At 36.4% G+C, this 19,532-nt stretch carries 18 protein-coding genes and 2 other annotated features; of the genes, 13 read left to right on the plus strand and 5 right to left on the minus strand.

Going from position 1 to position 19,532, the window contains the following annotated elements; translation table 11 throughout:
• Positions 1-4: 4 nt before the first annotated feature.
• From NSS71_RS24690 to NSS71_RS24720, 7 genes are all read left to right on the plus strand, one after another.
• Positions 5-835, plus strand: a complete 831-nt coding sequence (locus tag NSS71_RS24690) for a transketolase (protein ID WP_412759303.1) — start codon at positions 5-7, stop codon at positions 833-835.
• Positions 832-1,797, plus strand: coding sequence for a transketolase family protein (locus NSS71_RS24695; protein WP_047942785.1), 966 nt, complete (start codon positions 832-834; stop codon positions 1,795-1,797). The genes NSS71_RS24690 and NSS71_RS24695 overlap by 4 nt, the downstream gene beginning before the upstream one ends.
• A 12-nt stretch (positions 1,798-1,809) precedes the next feature.
• Positions 1,810-3,294 (plus strand): glycerol kinase GlpK, encoded by a 1,485-nt coding sequence (gene glpK, locus NSS71_RS24700; RefSeq protein ID WP_061797800.1) that lies wholly within the window; start codon positions 1,810-1,812, stop codon positions 3,292-3,294.
• A gap of 145 nt (positions 3,295-3,439) precedes the next feature.
• A complete protein-coding gene (locus NSS71_RS24705; RefSeq protein WP_053215706.1) occupies positions 3,440-4,858 on the plus strand; it encodes a PTS transporter subunit EIIC in 1,419 nt (472 codons plus the stop codon).
• A gap of 110 nt (positions 4,859-4,968) precedes the next feature.
• The gene (locus tag NSS71_RS24710) at positions 4,969-6,261 is read left to right on the plus strand and encodes an apiosidase-like domain-containing protein (RefSeq protein WP_061797788.1); all 1,293 of its coding nucleotides are present in this window, start codon (positions 4,969-4,971) and stop codon (positions 6,259-6,261) included.
• 318 nt (positions 6,262-6,579) lie between these two features.
• A complete protein-coding gene (locus NSS71_RS24715) occupies positions 6,580-7,494 on the plus strand; it encodes a class I SAM-dependent methyltransferase (RefSeq protein WP_341152128.1) in 915 nt (304 codons plus the stop codon).
• 158 nt (positions 7,495-7,652) lie between these two features.
• Positions 7,653-8,357, plus strand: a complete 705-nt coding sequence (locus NSS71_RS24720) for a hypothetical protein (protein ID WP_061797777.1) — start codon at positions 7,653-7,655, stop codon at positions 8,355-8,357.
• Positions 8,358-8,416: 59 nt separating this feature from the next.
• Here NSS71_RS24720 and NSS71_RS24725 read toward each other — a convergent pair whose 3' ends face one another.
• The 3 genes from NSS71_RS24725 to NSS71_RS24735 form a co-directional block, all read right to left on the minus strand.
• Complete coding sequence (locus NSS71_RS24725; RefSeq protein ID WP_047942777.1) at positions 8,417-9,016, minus strand: response regulator transcription factor; 600 nt, start codon at positions 9,014-9,016, stop codon at positions 8,417-8,419.
• On the minus strand, positions 9,013-10,146 hold the full coding sequence (locus NSS71_RS24730; RefSeq protein WP_061797773.1) for a sensor histidine kinase: 1,134 nt from the start codon (positions 10,144-10,146) through the stop codon (positions 9,013-9,015). The genes NSS71_RS24725 and NSS71_RS24730 overlap by 4 nt, the downstream gene beginning before the upstream one ends.
• Before the next feature lie 152 nt (positions 10,147-10,298).
• Positions 10,299-11,330 carry a fatty acid desaturase gene (locus NSS71_RS24735; protein ID WP_061797771.1) on the minus strand — a complete coding sequence of 344 codons (1,032 nt, stop codon included), beginning with the start codon at positions 11,328-11,330 and terminating at the stop codon, positions 10,299-10,301.
• A gap of 224 nt (positions 11,331-11,554) precedes the next feature.
• Positions 11,555-11,783: a binding site (T-box leader), on the plus strand.
• A 37-nt stretch (positions 11,784-11,820) separates the two neighbouring features.
• Positions 11,821-12,048, plus strand: a binding site (T-box leader).
• Between the two features lie 42 nt (positions 12,049-12,090).
• On the opposite strand from NSS71_RS24735, the gene thrS reads away from it, so the two are divergent.
• Complete coding sequence (gene thrS, locus NSS71_RS24740) at positions 12,091-14,010, plus strand: threonine--tRNA ligase (RefSeq protein ID WP_061797767.1); 1,920 nt, start codon at positions 12,091-12,093, stop codon at positions 14,008-14,010.
• 42 nt (positions 14,011-14,052) lie between these two features.
• On the opposite strand, the gene NSS71_RS24745 is transcribed toward thrS, so the two are convergent.
• Positions 14,053-14,475 carry a DUF4395 domain-containing protein gene (locus tag NSS71_RS24745; RefSeq protein WP_047942769.1) on the minus strand — a complete coding sequence of 141 codons (423 nt, stop codon included), beginning with the start codon at positions 14,473-14,475 and terminating at the stop codon, positions 14,053-14,055.
• Positions 14,476-14,548: 73 nt separating this feature from the next.
• Positions 14,549-14,938 (minus strand): helix-turn-helix domain-containing protein, encoded by a 390-nt coding sequence (locus NSS71_RS24750; RefSeq protein WP_095258735.1) that lies wholly within the window; start codon positions 14,936-14,938, stop codon positions 14,549-14,551.
• A 169-nt stretch (positions 14,939-15,107) separates the two neighbouring features.
• Between NSS71_RS24750 and NSS71_RS24755 the strand changes: the two genes are divergently transcribed.
• The 5 genes from NSS71_RS24755 to NSS71_RS24775 all read left to right on the plus strand — a co-directional run bounded on the left by NSS71_RS24755 (position 15,108) and on the right by NSS71_RS24775 (position 19,532).
• Positions 15,108-15,329 carry a helix-turn-helix transcriptional regulator gene (locus tag NSS71_RS24755; protein WP_047942767.1) on the plus strand — a complete coding sequence of 74 codons (222 nt, stop codon included), beginning with the start codon at positions 15,108-15,110 and terminating at the stop codon, positions 15,327-15,329.
• A 33-nt stretch (positions 15,330-15,362) separates the two neighbouring features.
• The gene (locus tag NSS71_RS24760) at positions 15,363-15,680 is read left to right on the plus strand and encodes a hypothetical protein (RefSeq protein WP_047942765.1); all 318 of its coding nucleotides are present in this window, start codon (positions 15,363-15,365) and stop codon (positions 15,678-15,680) included.
• A 91-nt stretch (positions 15,681-15,771) separates the two neighbouring features.
• Positions 15,772-16,587 carry a pyrroline-5-carboxylate reductase gene (gene proC, locus NSS71_RS24765; RefSeq protein ID WP_082138350.1) on the plus strand — a complete coding sequence of 272 codons (816 nt, stop codon included), beginning with the start codon at positions 15,772-15,774 and terminating at the stop codon, positions 16,585-16,587.
• A 292-nt stretch (positions 16,588-16,879) separates the two neighbouring features.
• Positions 16,880-18,493 (plus strand): response regulator, encoded by a 1,614-nt coding sequence (locus tag NSS71_RS24770; RefSeq protein ID WP_341152129.1) that lies wholly within the window; start codon positions 16,880-16,882, stop codon positions 18,491-18,493.
• Between the two features lies 1 nt (position 18,494).
• A complete protein-coding gene (locus tag NSS71_RS24775) occupies positions 18,495-19,532 on the plus strand; it encodes a HEAT repeat domain-containing protein (RefSeq protein WP_341152130.1) in 1,038 nt (345 codons plus the stop codon).

A 19,532-nucleotide genomic window follows, 5' to 3' on the forward strand; every position in this document is an offset into this window, starting at 1 on the left:
AATTATGATAGATATAAAAAAATTAGAACGAAAAGCCGCAGAAATTAGAATGACAGTGATTGATATGGTTTATGAGGCTGGCACTGGCCACACCGGTTCATCCTTATCCAATACAGATATCTTAACCGTTCTTTTCTATGAGGTAATGAAGAATGATCCAGTTAATCCAAACTGGGAAGAACGAGATCGGTATATTCAGAGTAAAGGTCATGCTGTTGAATCCTATTGGGCTGTTTTAGCGGATAAAGGCTACTTTCCAAAAGAAGAATTAAAGACATTTTCTAAATTCAATACAAGACTTATCGGGCATCCAAACAATAAAGTTCCTGGCGTAGAAATGAATACCGGTGCATTAGGACATGGTTTATCCATATCCGTAGGAATGGCATTAGCGGCCAAAATGGATCATAAGGATTATCGAGTTTTTACATTAATGGGTGATGGAGAGCTCGCGGAAGGCTCTGTGTGGGAAGCCGCTATGGCAGCATCGCAATATAAGCTTGATAATTTAGTAGGAATAGTGGATCGAAATCGATTGCAGATTACGGGCAGTACAGATGATGTAATGAGCAATGAACCTCTTGATAAAAAGTGGGAGAGCTTTGGCTGGGACGTTATCGAAGTGGATGGCAATGATATAGCTGAATTAGTGCAAGTCTTTCATTCAATCCCGAAGACAGAAGGGAAGCCTACTATTATACTCGCAAATACAATTAAGGGAAAAGGAATTTCTTTCGCTGAAAATGAGGCTGGCTGGCATCATCATGTTCCATCTCAAGAAGAATATGAACTGGCAATGAAGGAACTTTCTAAGCGTTTGGAGGTATTAGCATGAATAACGTCATACTAAAAAAAAATACTGGCAATAAAATTGCAAACCGGACAGTGGTAAGCGATACTTTATTAGATTTAGCAATGGACAATAAGGACATTCTCGTTTTAACAAGTGATTCTAGAGGTTCGGCTTCGATGGTTCCTTTTGCAGATGCATTACCAGAACAGTTAGTGGAAGTAGGAATTGCTGAACAAAACTTGGTAGGGATTTCAGCGGGATTGGCTGCTTCTGGAAAAATACCATTTGTTGCTTCTCCAGCTTGTTTTCTCAGTATGCGTAGTATAGAGCAGGTTAAAGTGGACATCGCTTACTCAAGAACAAATGTGAAACTAATTGGAATCAGCGGTGGTATCAGCTATGGAGCGCTTGGAATGTCTCACCACTCTGTCCAAGATTTAGCGGTGACAAGAGCGATACCAGGCTTACATGTTATGATGCCGGCTGATCGTCATGAAACGAAAAAAATGATTGAAGCATTAGTGGATTATGATACACCTGTTTATATGAGAATTGGTAGAAATCCAGTAGAAGACTCTTATCAAAGTGATGAGTACGACTTTCAAATTGGCAAATCTGTTACGATGCATGAGGGCGGTGATTTAACGATTATTGCTTCTGGGGAGACGGTACGTGTTGCGCTTGATACTGCCTTTTTGCTAAAGGAAGCAGGGATTAGCTGCAGGGTCCTAAATATGCATACGATAAAACCACTAGATGAAGAAGCGATTATCAAGGCAGCTAAAGAAACGGGATACATCATTACAATCGAGGAACACAGCATATATGGCGGGCTTGGTTCTGCGGTTTCAGAAGTGACTTCCAATAAATGTCCTGTTCCCGTGAAAATAATAGGAATTCCAGATGAACCAGCAGTAGCTGGAACCACGAAAGAAGTATTTCAACATTATGGAATTAGTCCTGAGAATATTTCAAGTATCGCTAGAAAATTACTTGGTCAATAGGAGGAGACAGCGATGAGCGATAGTTACATCCTAGCAATAGATCAAAGTACTTCTGGCACAAAAGCATTACTTGTTGATGAAAAGGGTTCTATCATTGCAAAAGAAACGACAAGTCATAAGCAGCTATATCCTCAGTCGGGTTGGGTGGAACATGACCCGATTGAGATATATGATAATGTGAAGAAAGTAATAAATAGTATTGTTGATTCAAATCAATCTTTAATGAGAAAAATGAAGACCCTTACAATAACGAATCAGCGTGAGACTCTTGTTATTTGGGATAAATATACGAGTGAGCCGGTATATAACGCGATTGTGTGGCAGTGCAGAAGAACGACGTCTATGTGCTCTTCTTTGAAAGCAAAGGGCTGTGAAGAAAAGGTTCATGCGAAGACAGGACTTAAGATAGATCCATATTTCTCGGCAACGAAAGCAAAATGGATCTTAGAAAATGTCCCAGGTCTCAAAAAAAGAGCAGAAAAGGGAGAGATTCTACTTGGGACAATTGATAGCTGGTTAATTTGGAAATTGACAAATGGAAGGGTTCACGCCACAGATGTAACGAATGCAAGTAGAACACTTTTATTTAATATTCACTCTTTATGTTGGGATGATGAATTACTGAGGATTTTTGAAATACCAAAGGAAATGCTCCCTGAAGTAAATTTTTCTGATCGTATATTTGGAATGGTCGAGGACAGTGAACTATTAATACATAAGGTGCCGATAGCGGGAGTAATAGGCGATTCACAAGCAGCTTTATTTGCGCAGCGGTGTTTTAATAAGGGGATGGCAAAAGCTACTTTTGGCACAGGTACTTCTGTAATGGTGTATACAAATGAATATGTTCAAGCAAAAGAAGGGTTAGTTACTTCAATAGCTTGGGGATTCAATGGCAATGTTCACTATGCTTTAGAGGGGATTATTAATACAACAGGTGATATTATCCGCTGGATGAAAGAGGATCTTACTCTTTTCACAACTTTTGAAGAAGCCGAGATATTGGCAGAAACACTAGATAATAATGAAGGAGTATACTTAGTTCCTGCTTTTGTAGGACTAGGTGCACCGTATTGGAGTCCCAATACAAAGGCAGGAATTACTGGGATGAGCAGAAACACAAACAAGTCACATCTAGTAAGAGCAGGGTTAGAAAGTATCGTTTACCAAGTAAAAGATATTATTCAATTAATATATAAGGAAACAAACGTAGTGGTAAAAGAGTTAAGGGTGGATGGCGGTGCAACAGCTAACGAATTTCTAATGCAGTTTCTTTCTGACTTATTAGGAGTCAAAGTCATTGTTTCACATGTTTCTGAGCTGTCAGCACTAGGTTCTGTTTATCTTGGTGGTCTTGGAATGAATATGTGGAAATCAGTTGAAGAAATATCTCAGTTAAATAATGAAAAACGTATTTATAGCCCAAAAATGGATAGAGAAACGAGCGAGCGGTATTATGCGGAATGGATGAAAGCAGTGCACACTCTCTTAATCTAAGAAGATTGTAAATGAATGCGCTTTTAATTTATGTAAGGGAGGTGAATGCTCTTACAATCTATTTGAGGTTCTTGTTGTATCCCCAATTTTTAAATGCATGTTATTTAATTAACTAGTTAGGATAATGTTGATTGGAGGCCAAAAAATGAATTATGGAGCACTTGCTAAGAAGATTGTTCAAGAGGTGGGCGGGAAAGAAAATATCAATAGTGTTATACACTGTGTAACACGGTTAAGATTTAATCTGAAGGATCAATCACTTGCAAATACTGAAGTCATCAAAGATATGGATGGTGTTATGACCGTGGTTATTAGCGGAGGGCAATACCAGGTAGTGATTGGTGATCAAGTTCCTATTGTATATGCAGAAGTGGTCAATTTAATTGGGGGAGGAACTTCTCAAAATGTAGAGGCTGCGGAAGAATCGGATGAAAAAAAAGGTTTGTTTAGCAAATTTGTGTCCCTTATTTCTGGTATATTTATGCCTGTAATGGGAGCGATGGCAGCTGCTGGGATTCTAAAAGGATTTTTGGTAGCGCTGACGGTGGTTGGATGGATAGATGAAGAAATGGGAGTATATAAGATCTTATTCGCCGCATCTGATGCATTCTTCTATTTTATGCCTATCCTGTTAGGATTTTCAGCTGGTAAGGTGTTTAAAACGAATTCTTATATTACAGCAACTATTGGTGCGGCTCTTGTTTATCCGACAATGATTGAAATCTATAATGCGGGGGAAGCATTAAGTTTTCTTCAGATTCCCGTTATCCTTATGAATTATACGCAATCGGTTATTCCGATCATACTAGCTTCGTTTTTAACAGCTAAATTAGAAAAAGTGCTGCTGAAAGTAATTCCTAAATCATTGCAATTGATTTTTGTTCCTTTATTTATTACTGTCATAATTGTTCCATTATCTTTTATTATAATTGGACCAGTTTCTGTATATGCAAGTGAATTATTAGCTAAGGGAGCGATGGCTGTATACTCATTAAGCCCTGTTATTGCGGGATTACTATTAGCGGGAATTTGGCAAATTGCAGTAATGTTTGGACTGCATTGGGCCTTTATCGCAATATTTATCAATAATATCACTACATTAGGATTTGATCCTATAAATGCATTACTGTATTGTACTGTATTTGCTCAAACTGGAGCGGCTTTAGCTGTTTCCTTAAGAACAAAAGAAACAAAAATGAAATCGTTATCAACCACTGCCACCATCTCAGGATTTTTAGGAATTACAGAGCCTGCCATCTATGGAGTTAACTTACCACTGAAGAAGCCGTTTATTATGGCGTGTATCGGCGGTGGCGTTGGTGGTGCAATTGCCGGCTTCTTTAGTGCGAAGATGTATGGGGGATTTGCATCAGGGGGAGTTTTTGGGATACCGATGTTTATTGATCCGGACGGAATCAGTTCTGAATTTTATGGCTTTGCTGTTTCGTTGCTTGCAGCTCTAGTAACTGCTTTTGTACTTACTTTCTTATTTGGCTATTCCAAAAAAGTGAGTACTAAACCAGCGAAAGAGAAGTCTGCAGTAACCAGTGACAGTAATCTATAATCATATAAAATGGATTTAGTAGGGTAATAGAATTGCGATTTAACAGAGTCGAGAGAGAAAATAGTAATGAAACTATTTTCTCTTTACTATTTAATTTGGAGGGGAATCAATTGATTAAATTAAGAGTTGCGGAGAATAAAAAATGCTTGGAAACAACCAATGGAGAAAAGTTTTTTTACCTGGCAGATACGGTTTGGAGTGCCTTTACTAATGCAGCTTTAGAAGAGTGGAATGATTATCTTGAGCTTAGAAAGACTCAAGGATTTAATGTACTTCAAATTAATATTCTTCAACAGTGGGATGCGAGTGAAACTGAGTTAAATATGAAGCCATTTGAATATAAAGAGGATGGATCATTCGATTTTTCCAAGAGAAATGAAGCATACTTTGAACGAGCAGAAAAAATGGTGCAAATGGCAGTTGAGAAAGGATTTGTTCCTGCATTGGTTTTATTATGGTGCAACTATGTACCAGAAACTTGGGGGTCAGAAATTAGTAGTGTGAATAATATGCCTTTAGATGTAGTTGAGGATTATGTAACATACGTCGATGGAAAATTTTCTAAGTATAATCCTATTTATTTAGTAAGTGGGGATACTGATTTTCCAACTGAACTTACTATTACCTATTATTCTTTAGCCTTAAATACCATTAAAAAGTTAAGTCCTCAATGTTTAACTACTTTACATGTTAGAGGGAGGCTAATGGAAATACCTGATGAGCTACTATATAGTGATAATTTGGATTTTTATATGTTTCAATCTGGTCATAATATTCAGTTTCAAAGTATGTCTTACCAGCTCGCAGAAGAGTTTAGTAATAAGCCGGTAAAAAGACCTTCTATTAATTCAGAACCATGTTACGAGCAAATGGGTTATAGCAGAAATTTATACGGAAGATTTACTAGATTTGATGTGAGAAAAGCAGCGTGGCAAAGTTTATTATCAGGAGCAGAAGCAGGGATTACATACGGAGCCCATGGTATATGGAGCTGGCACAAGAAAGGGAAAGGATTTGGCTTAGTTGGTGAGGCATTTGATAAGCCTTTTGATTGGAGAGACGCAGTGAAATTTGAAGGTGCGTGGGATTATGCTTTTGCAAAAAGTTTATTTAAATTATTTAGTCTCCATGATCTGCAGCCATTGGATATTGTGTTAAAAAATACAGAAGAAATTAGGGTTGCGAGTACTGCAGGGTTAAATAAGATAGCTATTTATATGCCAGTTAACACTACCTTGAAATTAAATAAGCTATTAGAAAACTATGAATTCACCATAATAGATTTAGAGCAAAGAAGATTTGCGGAAGCGGATGTTTCCTTTAAAGATAATATAACCGTTATTGGAATGCATAATTTTGAAGCAGATGTTGTAATTATTGGGGAGAAAAAGCTGGGAAGCTAATGGGATAGTTTTGAGAGTTAGGAATAAAACGGCGTATAAAAAATGCTAAACAAAACTCTATTGTTTGGAAAAGCCCTTGTCTACGTTTGGGAATGAGAAGGTCAGTACTAAAAGAAGTGTCTAAATCCATGTAGTATATGAGATTCGCACTTTTATTTACGTCTTTTGTTTTAAAGGTATTTCCTGGAAAATAGTTATGAGATAAGTTGAAATATTTGACAAAAAAATCAATTTGTGCTATAATTCACAATAATAAACATTGCTGATATAATAAGATTCTCCTGGCCAGGGGGGAATCTTTTTTTTGGGGTGTTAGCGATGAAGAATAATGAATCAAGTTTAACTTCTTTAATTTCAGCATTTAGTCGAGCATATCATGTGAAAGAGGACTGCCCGATTATATTCAATGATTATATAGCGCAAGATTTCTTATCATCAGAAGAATATCAAGCCATTGCAGTAAATATGTCTAATGGCATTACTTTTTTTAGTTCTGAAATGGCTGAAAAATTAAAAGGTGATCAGGACGCAATATTAAAGTGGGTTACACAAATTCAACTATCACCAACACCACTTGCTAGAGCGGCCTACGCAGAAAATGTTGTTCGGAACGAATGTCAGCTTGGGGCTGAACAATATGTCATTATGGGTGCAGGTTTAGATACTTTTGCTTGGCGTTACGATACATTACCAAATGTTACTGTATATGAAGTTGACCACCCATCTACACAGAAATTTAAGATAGAACGGTTAGAGCAAGCGGGCTATGAAATTCCTGCTCATTTAAAGTTTGTAGCAATGGATTTCACGAAAGAGCTTTCGTTAGAAAAACTAGCTGCGGCAGGATTGGACCTATCTAAGAAAACAGTGTTTAGTTTACTTGGGGTATCTTATTATTTAACAAAAGATGTGCTTCAGCAGTTGCTGCATGGCTTCTTTAAAGACCTTTCAAAAGGAAGTTCGATTATTTTTGATTTTGCCGATGAGGGTTTGTTTACAGAACCTGGTATTTTTAATCGTGTGCAAAATATGGTCCAGATGGCACAAGCTGCCGGAGAACCAATGAAGTTTGCTGCTTCTCTTGCAGAATTAGAAGATTTACTTGCTAATGAGGAATTATTAATCTATGAACATCTATCACCACAAAAAATTCAACAGCAGTTTTTTTCTAATCGGGATGATAACCTGCAAGCATTTGAAACCATTCACTATATACATGCTGTGAAAAAATAATTATGTTCTAATCTTACCAATCCTTACCTGTTCCTATTTATGATAGGCGGGTAAGGATTTTTGCTTTTCTTTATAAAAGTAATCTTTTTAATTGAGAATAATTATCATTTGTTGTATAGTAGATAGTACAATATTGTTACCGTAGAGGAGAATATAGCATGCAAATATACTGGACGAAAATAAATAAGATTATTGAGGAAAACCCAGAGGTTAAAACTTACTTGCTTGACCGTCCGCAAGACTTTACATGGGAAGAAGGTTCCCACACCCATTTCGCTTTGAGAGGTTTCAATGCCGGAGACAAACCAAACCGCAGTTTGATTCGCCATATGTCTATCTCTTCTTTACCACACGAAAATGTAATCGCAATTACAACGCGTATCAGAGAGCAGTGCTCAGAATTTAAATCGATTTTAAGAAATCTTGAAGTCGGAAATGAAGTCGCTATCTTTAAAACACATTCAAACTTACCGCTTAAAAGAGAAAACAAAAATGTTTATCTACTGTCATCAGGGGTTGGACTGGCAACTTTTCGACCGATTGTACTGGATTATTTCGACCGCGCTGACAACGTCACTCGCATTCATTCTTTGAATATTGATTCATCAAAAGCCTTTTTATTTACAGATATTTTTACATCTGTACCTGACAAAAAGTTTGAAGCCCAGTTTGTTGATAACCGTAATGATTATTATGAAGAAGTGAAAAATTTAGCTGCAGACAAGGATGGTCTATTCTATGTTGTTGGCAGTGATGACTTCTTGATACAGAACATTGAAGTACTGCGTGAACAGGGCATCAAGCCGGAACAGATTATGCTCGATAAACGTGAAGGTCAACTGCCTGAGTTTTTTGCTCAGTAAATTGGCTATGGTTAGAAATCTACTTTAAATAGAAAAGGACTGGGAATCCAGTCCTTTTTCTATTTAAACCATCCTTTTTCCTTAAATCTAGTGATGGCTTCTATGCGGTTTTTTACTTCGAGTTTATCGAGGATCATGCTGATATAGTTTCGCACAGTGCCTGTTTTAATGGAGAGCTCTTGGGCTATTTCTTTTGTGTTTTTGCCGTTCGCAACAAGCATCAGAACTTCTTTTTCCCGTTCAGTAAGAGGATTTTCTTCTTTGTAAACATCATCAACCAATTCTGGTGCGTAAATTCTTCTTCCTTCCATTACACTGCGGATGCTATTGGCTAAATCGTCGCTAGGACTGTCCTTGAGCAAATAGGCAGATACGCCAGCCTTCAATGCGCGCTGGAAATAACCAGATCTTGCAAAAGTAGTTAAGATAATGACTTTGCAAGGGTGGCTCATAAGTTCTTCCGCTGCTTCTAAGCCTGTTTTTGCAGGCATTTCAATATCCATTATACAAATATCTGGATTCTTTTCCTTGACTAGCTGAATGGCTTCTTCTCCATTGTTTGCTTTGCCCACAACCGTGATATCGTCTTCTAAATCAAGCAATGAACCTAAAGCACCTAAAAGCAGGCGCTGGTCTTCGGCAATGACAATGCGGATCATATTAATTCCTCCTTTTCTATTATTTTTCCATCACGTGGAACCGCAATTTTTACGATGGTTCCCTCCTCGGCACTAATTTCTAAAGTACCATTGATAAAATCTAATCTTTCTCTCATGCCCGCTAGTCCGTTTCCTTTGTGCATATTTTCTTCTTGAAAAGGAGTGCTTCCATTATCTTTAATTTCCATGATTGTTTCTTTTTTGTTCTGGCTGATGCTTATAGAGCAAGCGGTGGCATTACTATGTCGAACCACATTGGTAACCGCCTCTTTTAGACACATGCTGATAATGTTTTCTGCAATCGATGAAATTCTTAGATTGGAAGCTATATTGCATGTCAGGCTTATCTCTGCCGCACCTAATATTTTTTGGACAAGAAGGAGTTCGTCTTTTAATCGTATGCCGCGCATTTCAGAGACCATTTTTCGGACTTCGTTCAGCGCAGATCGAGAAGTATGCTGAATATCTTTCAATTCTATGCGGGCTTGTTCTGGGTCCTTATAGATAAGTTTTCTTGCTAAATCACTTTTTAAACCAATAAGAGATAGCTTTTGGCCGAGAGTATCATGAAGATCTCTGGCAATTCGCTGTCTTTCTTCGAGTTTCACTAAATGTGAAATACGCTTATTCGCATCTTCTAGTTGTTCCTGCAGCTGATCTTTCTCTTTGCGGTTCTGGATATTCAATGGCAATAAAATTACGCCAAACCAGATGATCAGTACAAAAGGCAGCTGCTTTATCAGCAAGGCATCGCCTATTATAATTTTGAAGTAAATGGCAAATGTAGTAACTGCCAAGTGGATAAAATAAAGGATAAAAAAAGGAATCCGCTTTTTAATATTGCCAATAAAATAGGAAAGAAAAAAGGAAAAATACACATAGCTGTATGTATAAATAGCAAAGGTGGAGATTCCGATTAATAAGGACGGCCATAAATAGATTGTCCAGCCTTTTGACAGATAAGCAATTCTATAAAAAATAAAAAATAAAATGGTAAGGATGATGCCTGATATTACATCAACTGCAGAAGAGGCATGGAATATGAAATAAAATGGCAGAATGGTCAGCAATGTCCAAATATAAGGAGAGATCCCCGTGCTTTTTTTTAAAACCTCTAATCTTTTCATCATCAGTTTCTAACCTCGTTTTATTGACTGTTATTTATTCATTTTAACATAATGGAGCAGCAATTAATGGCCTAATTGCTGCTCAGATAGTTGCTTAAAGCAAACGGAATCTTTTTGCTTTAAAGATAGTGGACCTGACTGATAGAAGCTTTTATTTATTGCATTTCTGATCTTGCAGATATGGAAAGGGATTTCTTTTGCTTCTTCCATTCATAGAAGCTGATAAATTTTTTGTCCTTTTCGTCCCATAAACGAAACTTTAAAGAGCGAAGACTGCTTGCAAGTGTTATTGTTGGAACATTTTGCAGGGGCTCTGTCTGTTTATGGACTAGTTCTAAGTTGTAATTAGGAACCCTCGGACTTAAATGATGGACATGGTGATAGCCAATATTGCCAGTCAGCCACTGCATCCATTTGGGAAGGTGATAGAAGGAGCTTCCTTCTACAGCAGCCTTTACATAATCCCAATTTTTATCTTCTTCAAAGTACGTGTCTTCAAAAGTATGCTGTACATAAAATAACCATACGCCAACAGAGCCGGATATAAGAAAAATCGGCAGCTGTACAAGCAAGAAAGATGACCAGCCAAGCGTACTGCCAAGAAGCACAGCCAATAATACAATCGCCATATTCGTTATATAAGTATTTAGTCTTTCCTTCAATCTAGCTCCTTTACGGTTGAAGCGGTTGGCTAAAAGAAATTCATAAATTGGTCCTAGTATAAACATGATGAACGGATTACGGTATAAACGATATTGGATTTTTACCATTAAAGAGGCATTCTCGTACTCTTCTATCGTCATCATCCATAAATCGCCGACTCCTCGTTTATCCAGGTTGCTGCTTGTTGCGTGATGAATAGAATGGCTATGCTGCCATTTGCTATAGGGGAATAAGGTTAAGATTCCAGTAATTGTTCCTAAAACCTTATTAGCTTTACGGTTTTTAAAGAAAGAAAAGTGGCAGCAATCGTGAAAAATGATAAAAATCCTTACTAAAAATCCTGCGGCGGCTATGGCGAACACAAGGGTTAACAGATAAGAAATACTTAAGCTTTTAAATGCAGCAAACCAAAGTAAAACAAAGGGTAAAATGGTGTTGGCAAGCTGCCAGACACTAATTCTTACAGTGGATTTCTCAAATGGCGCTACAGCAGTTCTTAATTGTTTTAAGTTTTTTATATTCATTTTTAATTTCCCTTCTCTTAATGGATATCTATAGTATAATTATGTATCAATTAAATTGGCAGACATACATGTCATGCTTGCTATATGACATTTGTCATATAGCGATTTTTCTCGCTTCAAAAAGTCTTGTAATTGAAAGAAGAAAGCATAAAGAGATAAATAAAATAAAAAATAAGGTTGCATAATTTTTTACTTTGTAATAGAATATTAAAAAAAATTGATTATAAAAAGCTTTGATAAGGACATGAGCTACTATTTCGGTTTCCAGAGAGGGAAGAATTGCTGAAAACTTCCTAACGCAGAATAAGTATCTTACCACCTTTGAGCCGTATTGGGGAATTGATAGTATCCAATACCGTAGATGCAAACGTTATTGTACCAAGCCATGAACAACACTGTGTATTTTTCATGGGAATTTGGGTGGAACCACGGGTAAACGCACTCGTCCCTTTCATTAGGGATGAGTGCGTTTTTTGTTTTTACAATTTCATAATATGCGATGAAAAGGACATGAATTATTTTTACTGTTATCAGAGAGGGAAGGATAGGTGTGAGCTTCCTAGCAAAGGAAAATAATTTACCACCTTTGAGCTATATTGGTGAACGAGAAGTAGTCAATATCGTGTATGCAGCGTTACTGCACCAAGCCATAAGAAAATCACTGTGTTTTTTTATGGGAATTTGGGTGGAACCACGGGTGAAAACACTCGTCCCTTTCAATAGGGACGAGTGTTTTTTTTGTACCAAAAAATGATAAGGAGTGAACAAAATGATTAAGGTAGTATTAGCAGATGGGAGTAAGAAGGAATATCCAAAAGGAAGCACAGTCGCAGAAATTGCGGAGTCTATTAGTGTTAGCTTAAAGAAGAAAGCAGTTGGAGCAAAGATCAATGACGAATGGTTTGTAGATATGAGCCATCAAATAGAAGAGGATGTACATTTAGCTATCATTACAATAGATTCGGAAGAAGGTGTATCCATTATGCGCCATTCCAGTGCCCACGTCATGGCACAAGCGATAAAACGATTGTATCCCAATGTACAGTTAGCAATTGGACCAGTGGTAGAGGATGGTTTTTATTATGATATGAAACTCGCTCACAGTTTAACTTCCCATGATTTGCAAGCCATTGAAAAAGAGATGAAGAAAATTATCAAGGAAAACCTTCCTTTTACTCGCAAAGAAGTATCGTTCGAGGAAGCGCAACAGCTTTTTGAAGAGAAAGAAGAGATATTTAAATTGGAGCTCTTAGAGACTATACCAAGCAATGAATCGATTTCCCTTTATCAGCAAGGAGAGTTTATTGATTTATGTCGTGGAACTCATCTCCCTTCGACTGGTTTTATTAAAGCTTTTAAATTAATGCGTGTATCTGGTGCTTACTGGCGAGGGGATAGTGATAGGGAAGTATTGCAGCGTGTGTACGGTGTTGCCTTTTCCAGTCAACAGCAATTAGCAGAGTACTTAGAAATGATTGAAGAAGCAGCAAAACGAGATCATCGGAAGCTAGGAAAGCAATTGGAGCTGTTTATGTTCTCAGAAGAAGCACCTGGCATGCCGTTTTATTTACCAAAAGGACAAATCATCCGCAATGAATTAGAACAATTTTCAAGAGAGCTTCAAGGCGGGGCGGATTACGAAGAAGTAAGAACTCCTTTGATGATGAATGAGCGAATGTGGAAGCAGTCTGGCCACTGGGATCATTATCATGAAAACATGTACTTTTCCGAAGTGGATGAACAAAAATTTGCGTTAAAGCCAATGAATTGTCCAGGACATATGCTTATCTTCAAAAATAGTCTCTATTCCTATCGCGATTTGCCGATTCGCTTATCAGAATTTGGGCAGGTACATCGTCATGAATATAGTGGTGCACTAAACGGAATGTTACGTGTTCGTACGTTTTGCCAGGATGATGCCCATTTATTTGTAAGAGAAGACCAAATAGAAGCAGAGATTAAAAGCATTTTTCAATTGGTCGATAAAGTTTACCGTACTTTTGGATTTGCATACACTGTAGAGCTCTCTACTAGACCGGATGATTCGCTCGATGGGGATGACATTTGGGAATTAGCAGAGGGAGCATTAAGAAATGTTTTAGAACAGCTAGAAATAGATTATATTCTTAATGAAGGCGATGGTGCATTTTATGGTCCGAAAATTGATTTTCATATAAAGGATGCTTTAAAAAGAAGCCATCAATGTGCAACAATTCAGCTTGACTTTCAAATGCCGAAGCTCTTTAACTTAGCTTATATTAACGAAAACAATGAAAAAGTCTGTCCAGTTGTTATTCACCGTGCTATCTATGGGTCGCTTGATCGATTCTTTGGCATACTAATTGAACATTTTGCAGGCGCCTTTCCTGTTTGGCTTGCTCCAATACAGGTGGAAATTATTCCGGTATCCAATGTTCATCTAAATTATTGTCTAGAAGTTCAATCAGTTTTAAAAGAAGCAGGAGTAAGAGTAAAGATAGACGACAGCAATGAAAAATTAGGATATAAGATCCGTGCAGGACAAATGCAAAAGATTCCCTATTTGCTTGTATTAGGGGATAAAGAAAAAGAACAAAATGCTGTAAATGTGAGAAAATATGGAGAAGAGCAGTCAAAAGGAGTTTCTTTAGAAGCATTTAAACAAATGATCGGAAAGCAGATAAAAGAAAGAAGCTTATAACACGAAAGGGATTCAATCGATTTTGATTGAATCCCTTTCGTGTTATAAGCTCCGATTATACTGATATTTTTTCCATTGAAACCGGATAAAGCAGCCAATACAAAAACCAAGTATGGCAATAATCGAAGAAAGTCCGACCATAATAGAAAAGATATAGCCAAGAACATTCCAATCTAAGAAAAAGGAAAGGGAACCTATTGCCAAGCATATTACAGCAATTATTTGGTTAAATTGCTGCTGCTCCCAATCCTCTTGATGATATTCTCTCATGGGTTTTTTAAGAAATATACTCGCTGTTTTCATAATAGGATTCCATTGGAATAATAATCCACAGAGCCCTGCGAGAAGTGGAATTAGCATGATCCAGTATTGCTGAAAAACTAAGCTAAGTAATACAGATAGAAAAATAGTCCATTGATTTGTTCGGACTAATGGTACTGGAATTGTTTTGAGCAGATTAGTCATCAAAACCAACCTTTCTTATAAGAATTATGTATATTATACGCTCTTATAAGAAATTTGTTAAGTTAAGAAGCTCTTATTTATTTTGCTTTTCGTCCTCCAAGAAACGCCAGATCCTATATAACTGTGAAACTGTCTTTTCAGGGTTGTTAATAAGATGGTTATATAGGGTCGGGTAATTCTGCAATTGAGTTAGCAGCTCTGCTTCTTCGCTCGTCATACTATTATCCGATACTTTACTATGATAGCTAGCTCTAGTTTCCTTTGCTTCTGATCGTCCTAGGAGGTAATCAGTGCTTACATCAAAATAATCTGCTAATTTTTGTAAGGTGTCTGTATCAGGTTTGCGATTACCTGTTTCGTATCCTGAGATAGATACTTTTGTTACATTCATTGCATTCCCAAGCGTTTGTTGAGAAATGTTGGCAGATTTCCGCAATTGTCTCAATCTTTCTGGAAAATTCATCTAAACCAGCTCCTAATTTCGTTACTTCTATTATAAGTTAACGTTTAGCTAACAGTAAATAATGAATTTTTGTTAACAAATTCGGAATTATATATTGAAGTAAACCACTTGTTTACCGTATAATTTTAATAAGGAAAAAAATGAGAATGGGGAAGATGAGGTGTAAAAAATGCATCGGAATAAGCTGCGTATCATAAGAAAGCAATATGGCTATACCTATCAGATGATGGCTGATAAGTTAGGAATTACAAAGTCTTATTATTGGCAAATAGAAAATGGCAAACGAGGATTATCTTATGAGCAAGCAGTACAGATATCTAGTATTTTTTCCAAAACACCAGATGAGATTTTTCTTCCAGATTATATAGAGGTTAAAGGATGTTCGAGATAAGGATAGAATTTCAAGTGAATTAGGAGGCTTAAAGTGAAGGAGCAAATATACGTAACCGAGGAAAATCTTTTATTAATAAAAGAAGCATTGGATTTTAGTATACGAAATGCATCCAGAGGAATTCTATTCATTTTAGAAATGGTAAAGGAAAAAGTCACAACCAGTAATGACAGTATTTTGAGACTGGATGGAATGGAAATGGAGATTATTCTTGTTTCCTTAATCGAATATGGTATTAGTTTATTGTCTTTTCATTCAGATAAAGGGAATTTATGTATGGAAGAAGCAATCAGAATTGATCAAATTAAGCAGTATTATCAAAGAAAAAATGGTCCGAAAATGATGTGCTAATATTCTAAACACTAAACAGCTTAGATAGATTTGTTGATTTTCTTCTCATACTATGTAAGAGTAAAAGGACAAACATGAGAGGAAGATCAGAGTGGAAAAAAGAAAAGTTGGTTTCATTGGCTGTGGAAAAATGGCTCAAGCAATGGTAAATGGAATGCTGCAGTCTTCTTTTTTGAGTAGAGAGGATATTTTGGCTAGTACGAAATCTGCGGAAAGCGCGCAAATGGTAAGGGAAACCTTTCAAATAGAAACGACATTAGATAATAAAAAAGTAGCAAGCTTTGCAGATGTACTTATTGTTGCAGTAAAGCCACATTTATATGGAGAGGTCTTACAAGAAATTCTCTCCTATGTGAAGAATGAAACAATCATTGTTACAATCGCAGCTGGAATTGAGATGGCATACATAGAATCACAGTTATCAAAAAATGCAAAGGTTATCCGCTCCATGCCAAATACTCCTTCTCTTGTAGGAGAAGGGATGACTGTATTTTGTGCAAATGAAAGAGTTACAGAGCCGGAAATTGCTTTTATAATAGAAATGTTTACAGCATTTGGGCAAGTGGAAGTCGTGGAAGAAAGCTTAATGGATTATATTCCTGCGATTAGCGGTTCTTCCCCAGCCTATGTCTATATGTTTATTGAAGCATTGGCAGATGGTGGCGTTCGCAGTGGAATACCGAGAGAGAAAGCTTACAAGTTAGCTGCTCAATCTGTTTTAGGAGCAGCAAAAATGGTCTTAGAAACAGGTAAGCATCCAGGAATATTGAAAGATGAAGTATGCACACCTGGTGGAGCGACAATTGAAGCAATTACTGCATTGGAACAAAATCAATTTAGAGGGACAATTTTGGCAGCAATGGAAAGCTGTGATCGTAAAAATCGCAGAATGAAGAAGGAAAATTAACAAGTAATAAAAGTAAAAATTAGGAAATGTTTCTCTATTATATTTTGTTTTCTTTTTATATAATATAAAAGAAAAAATTAATAATGAAGAAAAATGTAATTTAATTATACACATCTATCGAAATGTTATATTTATTGTAGTAATCAGACCAGTTTTTTGGTCTGTTTTTTTGTGCGCAGTCTTTTGGTTTTCCTAATATTTAGGATGAAATGTTTATGATTAATTTTTATATGTCGGGAAAAATATCAAAACAGTCTTAATGATTTGGTTAAAGTAGTCGGGAGGATTTATAGTGTTGGATAAATATAAGGCAATATTTATTACAAGAATGACACAGCAGTTAAATGAATTGTTAAATAAACAAGCAGCAGAGATCATTAAAAATGAGGAAGTTTATAGGTTATTGCATGCGATTAAAGGCACTTCTGGTACATTAGATTTGGATTTGTTATTTCATTTAGTTTCGGGATTAATGACAAAGGTGGAAGAAAGAGAAGGAGACTGGGCACAATCCGAGCTAAAGAATTTTTTAAGTGAATTACTTGATATTTGTGAAGAGTACGAGCATTTTCACGAAGATATTAATAAAATTCCTGACTTTAGAGATATTGAAGTACCGCTTATTCAGCTAATTGATGACGATGTTTCTTTATTGATTTTCTTAAAGGAAATGATGGAGCGTAAAGGCTGGATGGTAATAGCAAATTCTAATGCGGAGAATGCGATTGAGCAATTTTACAGTATGCAGCCAGATTGTATCATTATTGATATGAACCTGCCATTTAAAACCGGTTTAGATATCCTAGATGATATTCAGATGCATACGAAGCACTCATTTGTTCCAAAGGTTATATGTAGTATTGATAATTCAAGAGAAAAGAGAATAGCTGCATATAAGAAGGGCGCAGATGATTATATGGAAAAGCCGCTTGATATAGAAGAATTTCTGATTCGAATTGAGAGACATATCGAGCGAAAGAAAATCTTTGACCAGTCTGTATTAATTGATGAATTAACAGAAGTATATAATCGCAAGTTTTTAAAGGATTCTTATACTCGTTTTATTAGTGATACAGCTCGGACCAAAACTTCTGGTACCATTGCTATTGTAGATATTGATTATTTTAAACGAGTCAATGATACATATGGTCACGTTGTAGGCGATAAGGTATTAAAAGCTTTTGCCCAATTCTTGAAAACAAATATTAGAACCACAGATACACTTTTTCGTTTTGGTGGCGAAGAGTTTGTCATTCTTTTTCAACGAGCGGGAGAATCTGAAGTTATCGATGTATTAAACAGGATGCTTAAGCGTTTTTCAGGAATAGAATTCGAAGAAAATGGTGGCAAATTTTCTTTGACCTTTTCTGCTGGTGTATTTGAAGTCACTTCAAATGACATACCATTAAATAAAGCAATTGAGAAGGCAGATGAGGCGCTTTATTTAGCCAAGGAAGATGGACGTGCTTGTATTCGAAGCGCTAATAAAAGGAAGGAAGCATCAAATAAAAAATTATTAAATATTTCGATTGTTGATGATGATTCCTTCATTCGTTCTATTTTAAAAAATATATTGGATTCCATCGAAATAAATAACCTTACCATAAATGTCGCAGAATATGAAGATGGGATGCAATTTTTAGAATCCAAGCGATTAAAAGAGAATGGGATGCATTTTCTCATCTTGGATGGAATGATGCCTGTAATGGATGGACTCGAGCTCCTGCAAATTGTTAAAAAGACGTCTTATCAGCATAATGCTCATATTTTAATGTTGACTGGCAGAAAAAGTGAACATGATATTGCTGAAGCATTACGGTTAGGTGCAGATGATTATGTTACAAAACCATTCAGTATTAAAGAGTTACAGGCAAGAATAACAAGGTTAATTATGAGGATGATTTAATTTGGAACAAGAGATAAGAGTATTACAAATAATTAGTATTATCCTATTTGCTACGCTATTATGCTTATTAACTTATTTAGTCATTAGAAAAATAATAGAGAATAGACAAGATAACCAAATTAATGAGCGAAAAAAACAGCTGATTGGACCAATCTTTTCCTATCTTCGGGAGGGAAAGGAAAGATTGAAGGATATAAAGCAAACAAGAATAGACAAGCAGGCAATAGAACAGGTTCTCACTGATTTTTCTGAGAGAATAGAGGGAGAACAGGAGGAAGAACGGCTGCTTGAACTTGCTGAGTTTTACTTGATAGATAAATATAGGAAAGAAATAAAGTCTAGATATTGGAGTAAACGGATGAATGTCCTATATAAAATAGAAGGTTTTCATATGAAGGAAATCGAACACCAGGTGATTAGTCGATTATCCAAAAGAAATTGTCATAAAGAAGAGAAAATCCAGATTTATCGGATTTTAGCTGCCTTTCAATCTGAAAACATTTGGAGCCTCATAAATAAGGATGAAGAACTTACGGAAAAGAATTACCGAAGTATACTGCTGCGTTTAAAGCCTGAGAGTTTTAGGAAGTTTATTCAGCCTTTTTATTATTGTCGAGAAGCGTTACAATTAGCAATCTTAGACGTAATAAGCATGAAAAAGAAGGTAGAGTACGTCCAATTTATAGAGAGTGTTTTCGCGAAGTATGAGGAAGAGGTCAGATTAAGAGCTTTGAAGGCAATAGCTTCAATTGGCTATGTGAGAAATATAGAAGATTACGTTTTCTTGGCAGATTCTGAAGTTTGGCAGGAGAGAATGATGGTTGCCAAACTATTAGGAACGAGTAGTAGCCTCGATAAATATATTCCTTTGTTAGTAAAGCTTCTTCATGATTCTTCTTGGTGGGTGCGATCTCAAGCAGCTGAATCCATCATAAGCTTTAAAAAAGGCAGAGAAGTTTTATTTGAAGTCGTTAACCAATCAGAGGATAAGTTTGCCAAGGATATGGCCAGAGAATGGTTAAATAAAGGAGTTTATTAG

This window comes from Niallia sp. FSL W8-0951 (assembly GCF_038006525.1).
Taxonomy (GTDB): Bacteria; Bacillota; Bacilli; order Bacillales; family Cytobacillaceae; genus Niallia; species Niallia circulans.

What these genes read in the sequence shown, in the direction of transcription:
- NSS71_RS24720 (WP_061797777.1), top strand. Translation starts at nt 7,653, where the DNA reads ATGCAAATATACTGGACGAAAATAAATAAGATTATTGAGGAAAACCCA.
- glpK (WP_061797800.1), top strand. Translation starts at nt 1,810, where the DNA reads ATGAGCGATAGTTACATCCTAGCAATAGATCAAAGTACTTCTGGCACA.
- NSS71_RS24755 (WP_047942767.1), top strand. Translation starts at nt 15,108, where the DNA reads ATGCATCGGAATAAGCTGCGTATCATAAGAAAGCAATATGGCTATACC.
- NSS71_RS24750 (WP_095258735.1), bottom strand. Translation starts at nt 14,938, where the DNA reads ATGAATTTTCCAGAAAGATTGAGACAATTGCGGAAATCTGCCAACATT.
- NSS71_RS24725 (WP_047942777.1), bottom strand. Translation starts at nt 9,016, where the DNA reads ATGATCCGCATTGTCATTGCCGAAGACCAGCGCCTGCTTTTAGGTGCT.
- NSS71_RS24715 (WP_341152128.1), top strand. Translation starts at nt 6,580, where the DNA reads ATGAAGAATAATGAATCAAGTTTAACTTCTTTAATTTCAGCATTTAGT.
- NSS71_RS24695 (WP_047942785.1), top strand. Translation starts at nt 832, where the DNA reads ATGAATAACGTCATACTAAAAAAAAATACTGGCAATAAAATTGCAAAC.
- NSS71_RS24690 (WP_412759303.1), top strand. Translation starts at nt 5, where the DNA reads ATGATAGATATAAAAAAATTAGAACGAAAAGCCGCAGAAATTAGAATG.
- NSS71_RS24735 (WP_061797771.1), bottom strand. Translation starts at nt 11,330, where the DNA reads ATGAATATAAAAAACTTAAAACAATTAAGAACTGCTGTAGCGCCATTT.
- NSS71_RS24730 (WP_061797773.1), bottom strand. Translation starts at nt 10,146, where the DNA reads ATGATGAAAAGATTAGAGGTTTTAAAAAAAAGCACGGGGATCTCTCCT.
- NSS71_RS24745 (WP_047942769.1), bottom strand. Translation starts at nt 14,475, where the DNA reads ATGACTAATCTGCTCAAAACAATTCCAGTACCATTAGTCCGAACAAAT.
- NSS71_RS24705 (WP_053215706.1), top strand. Translation starts at nt 3,440, where the DNA reads ATGAATTATGGAGCACTTGCTAAGAAGATTGTTCAAGAGGTGGGCGGG.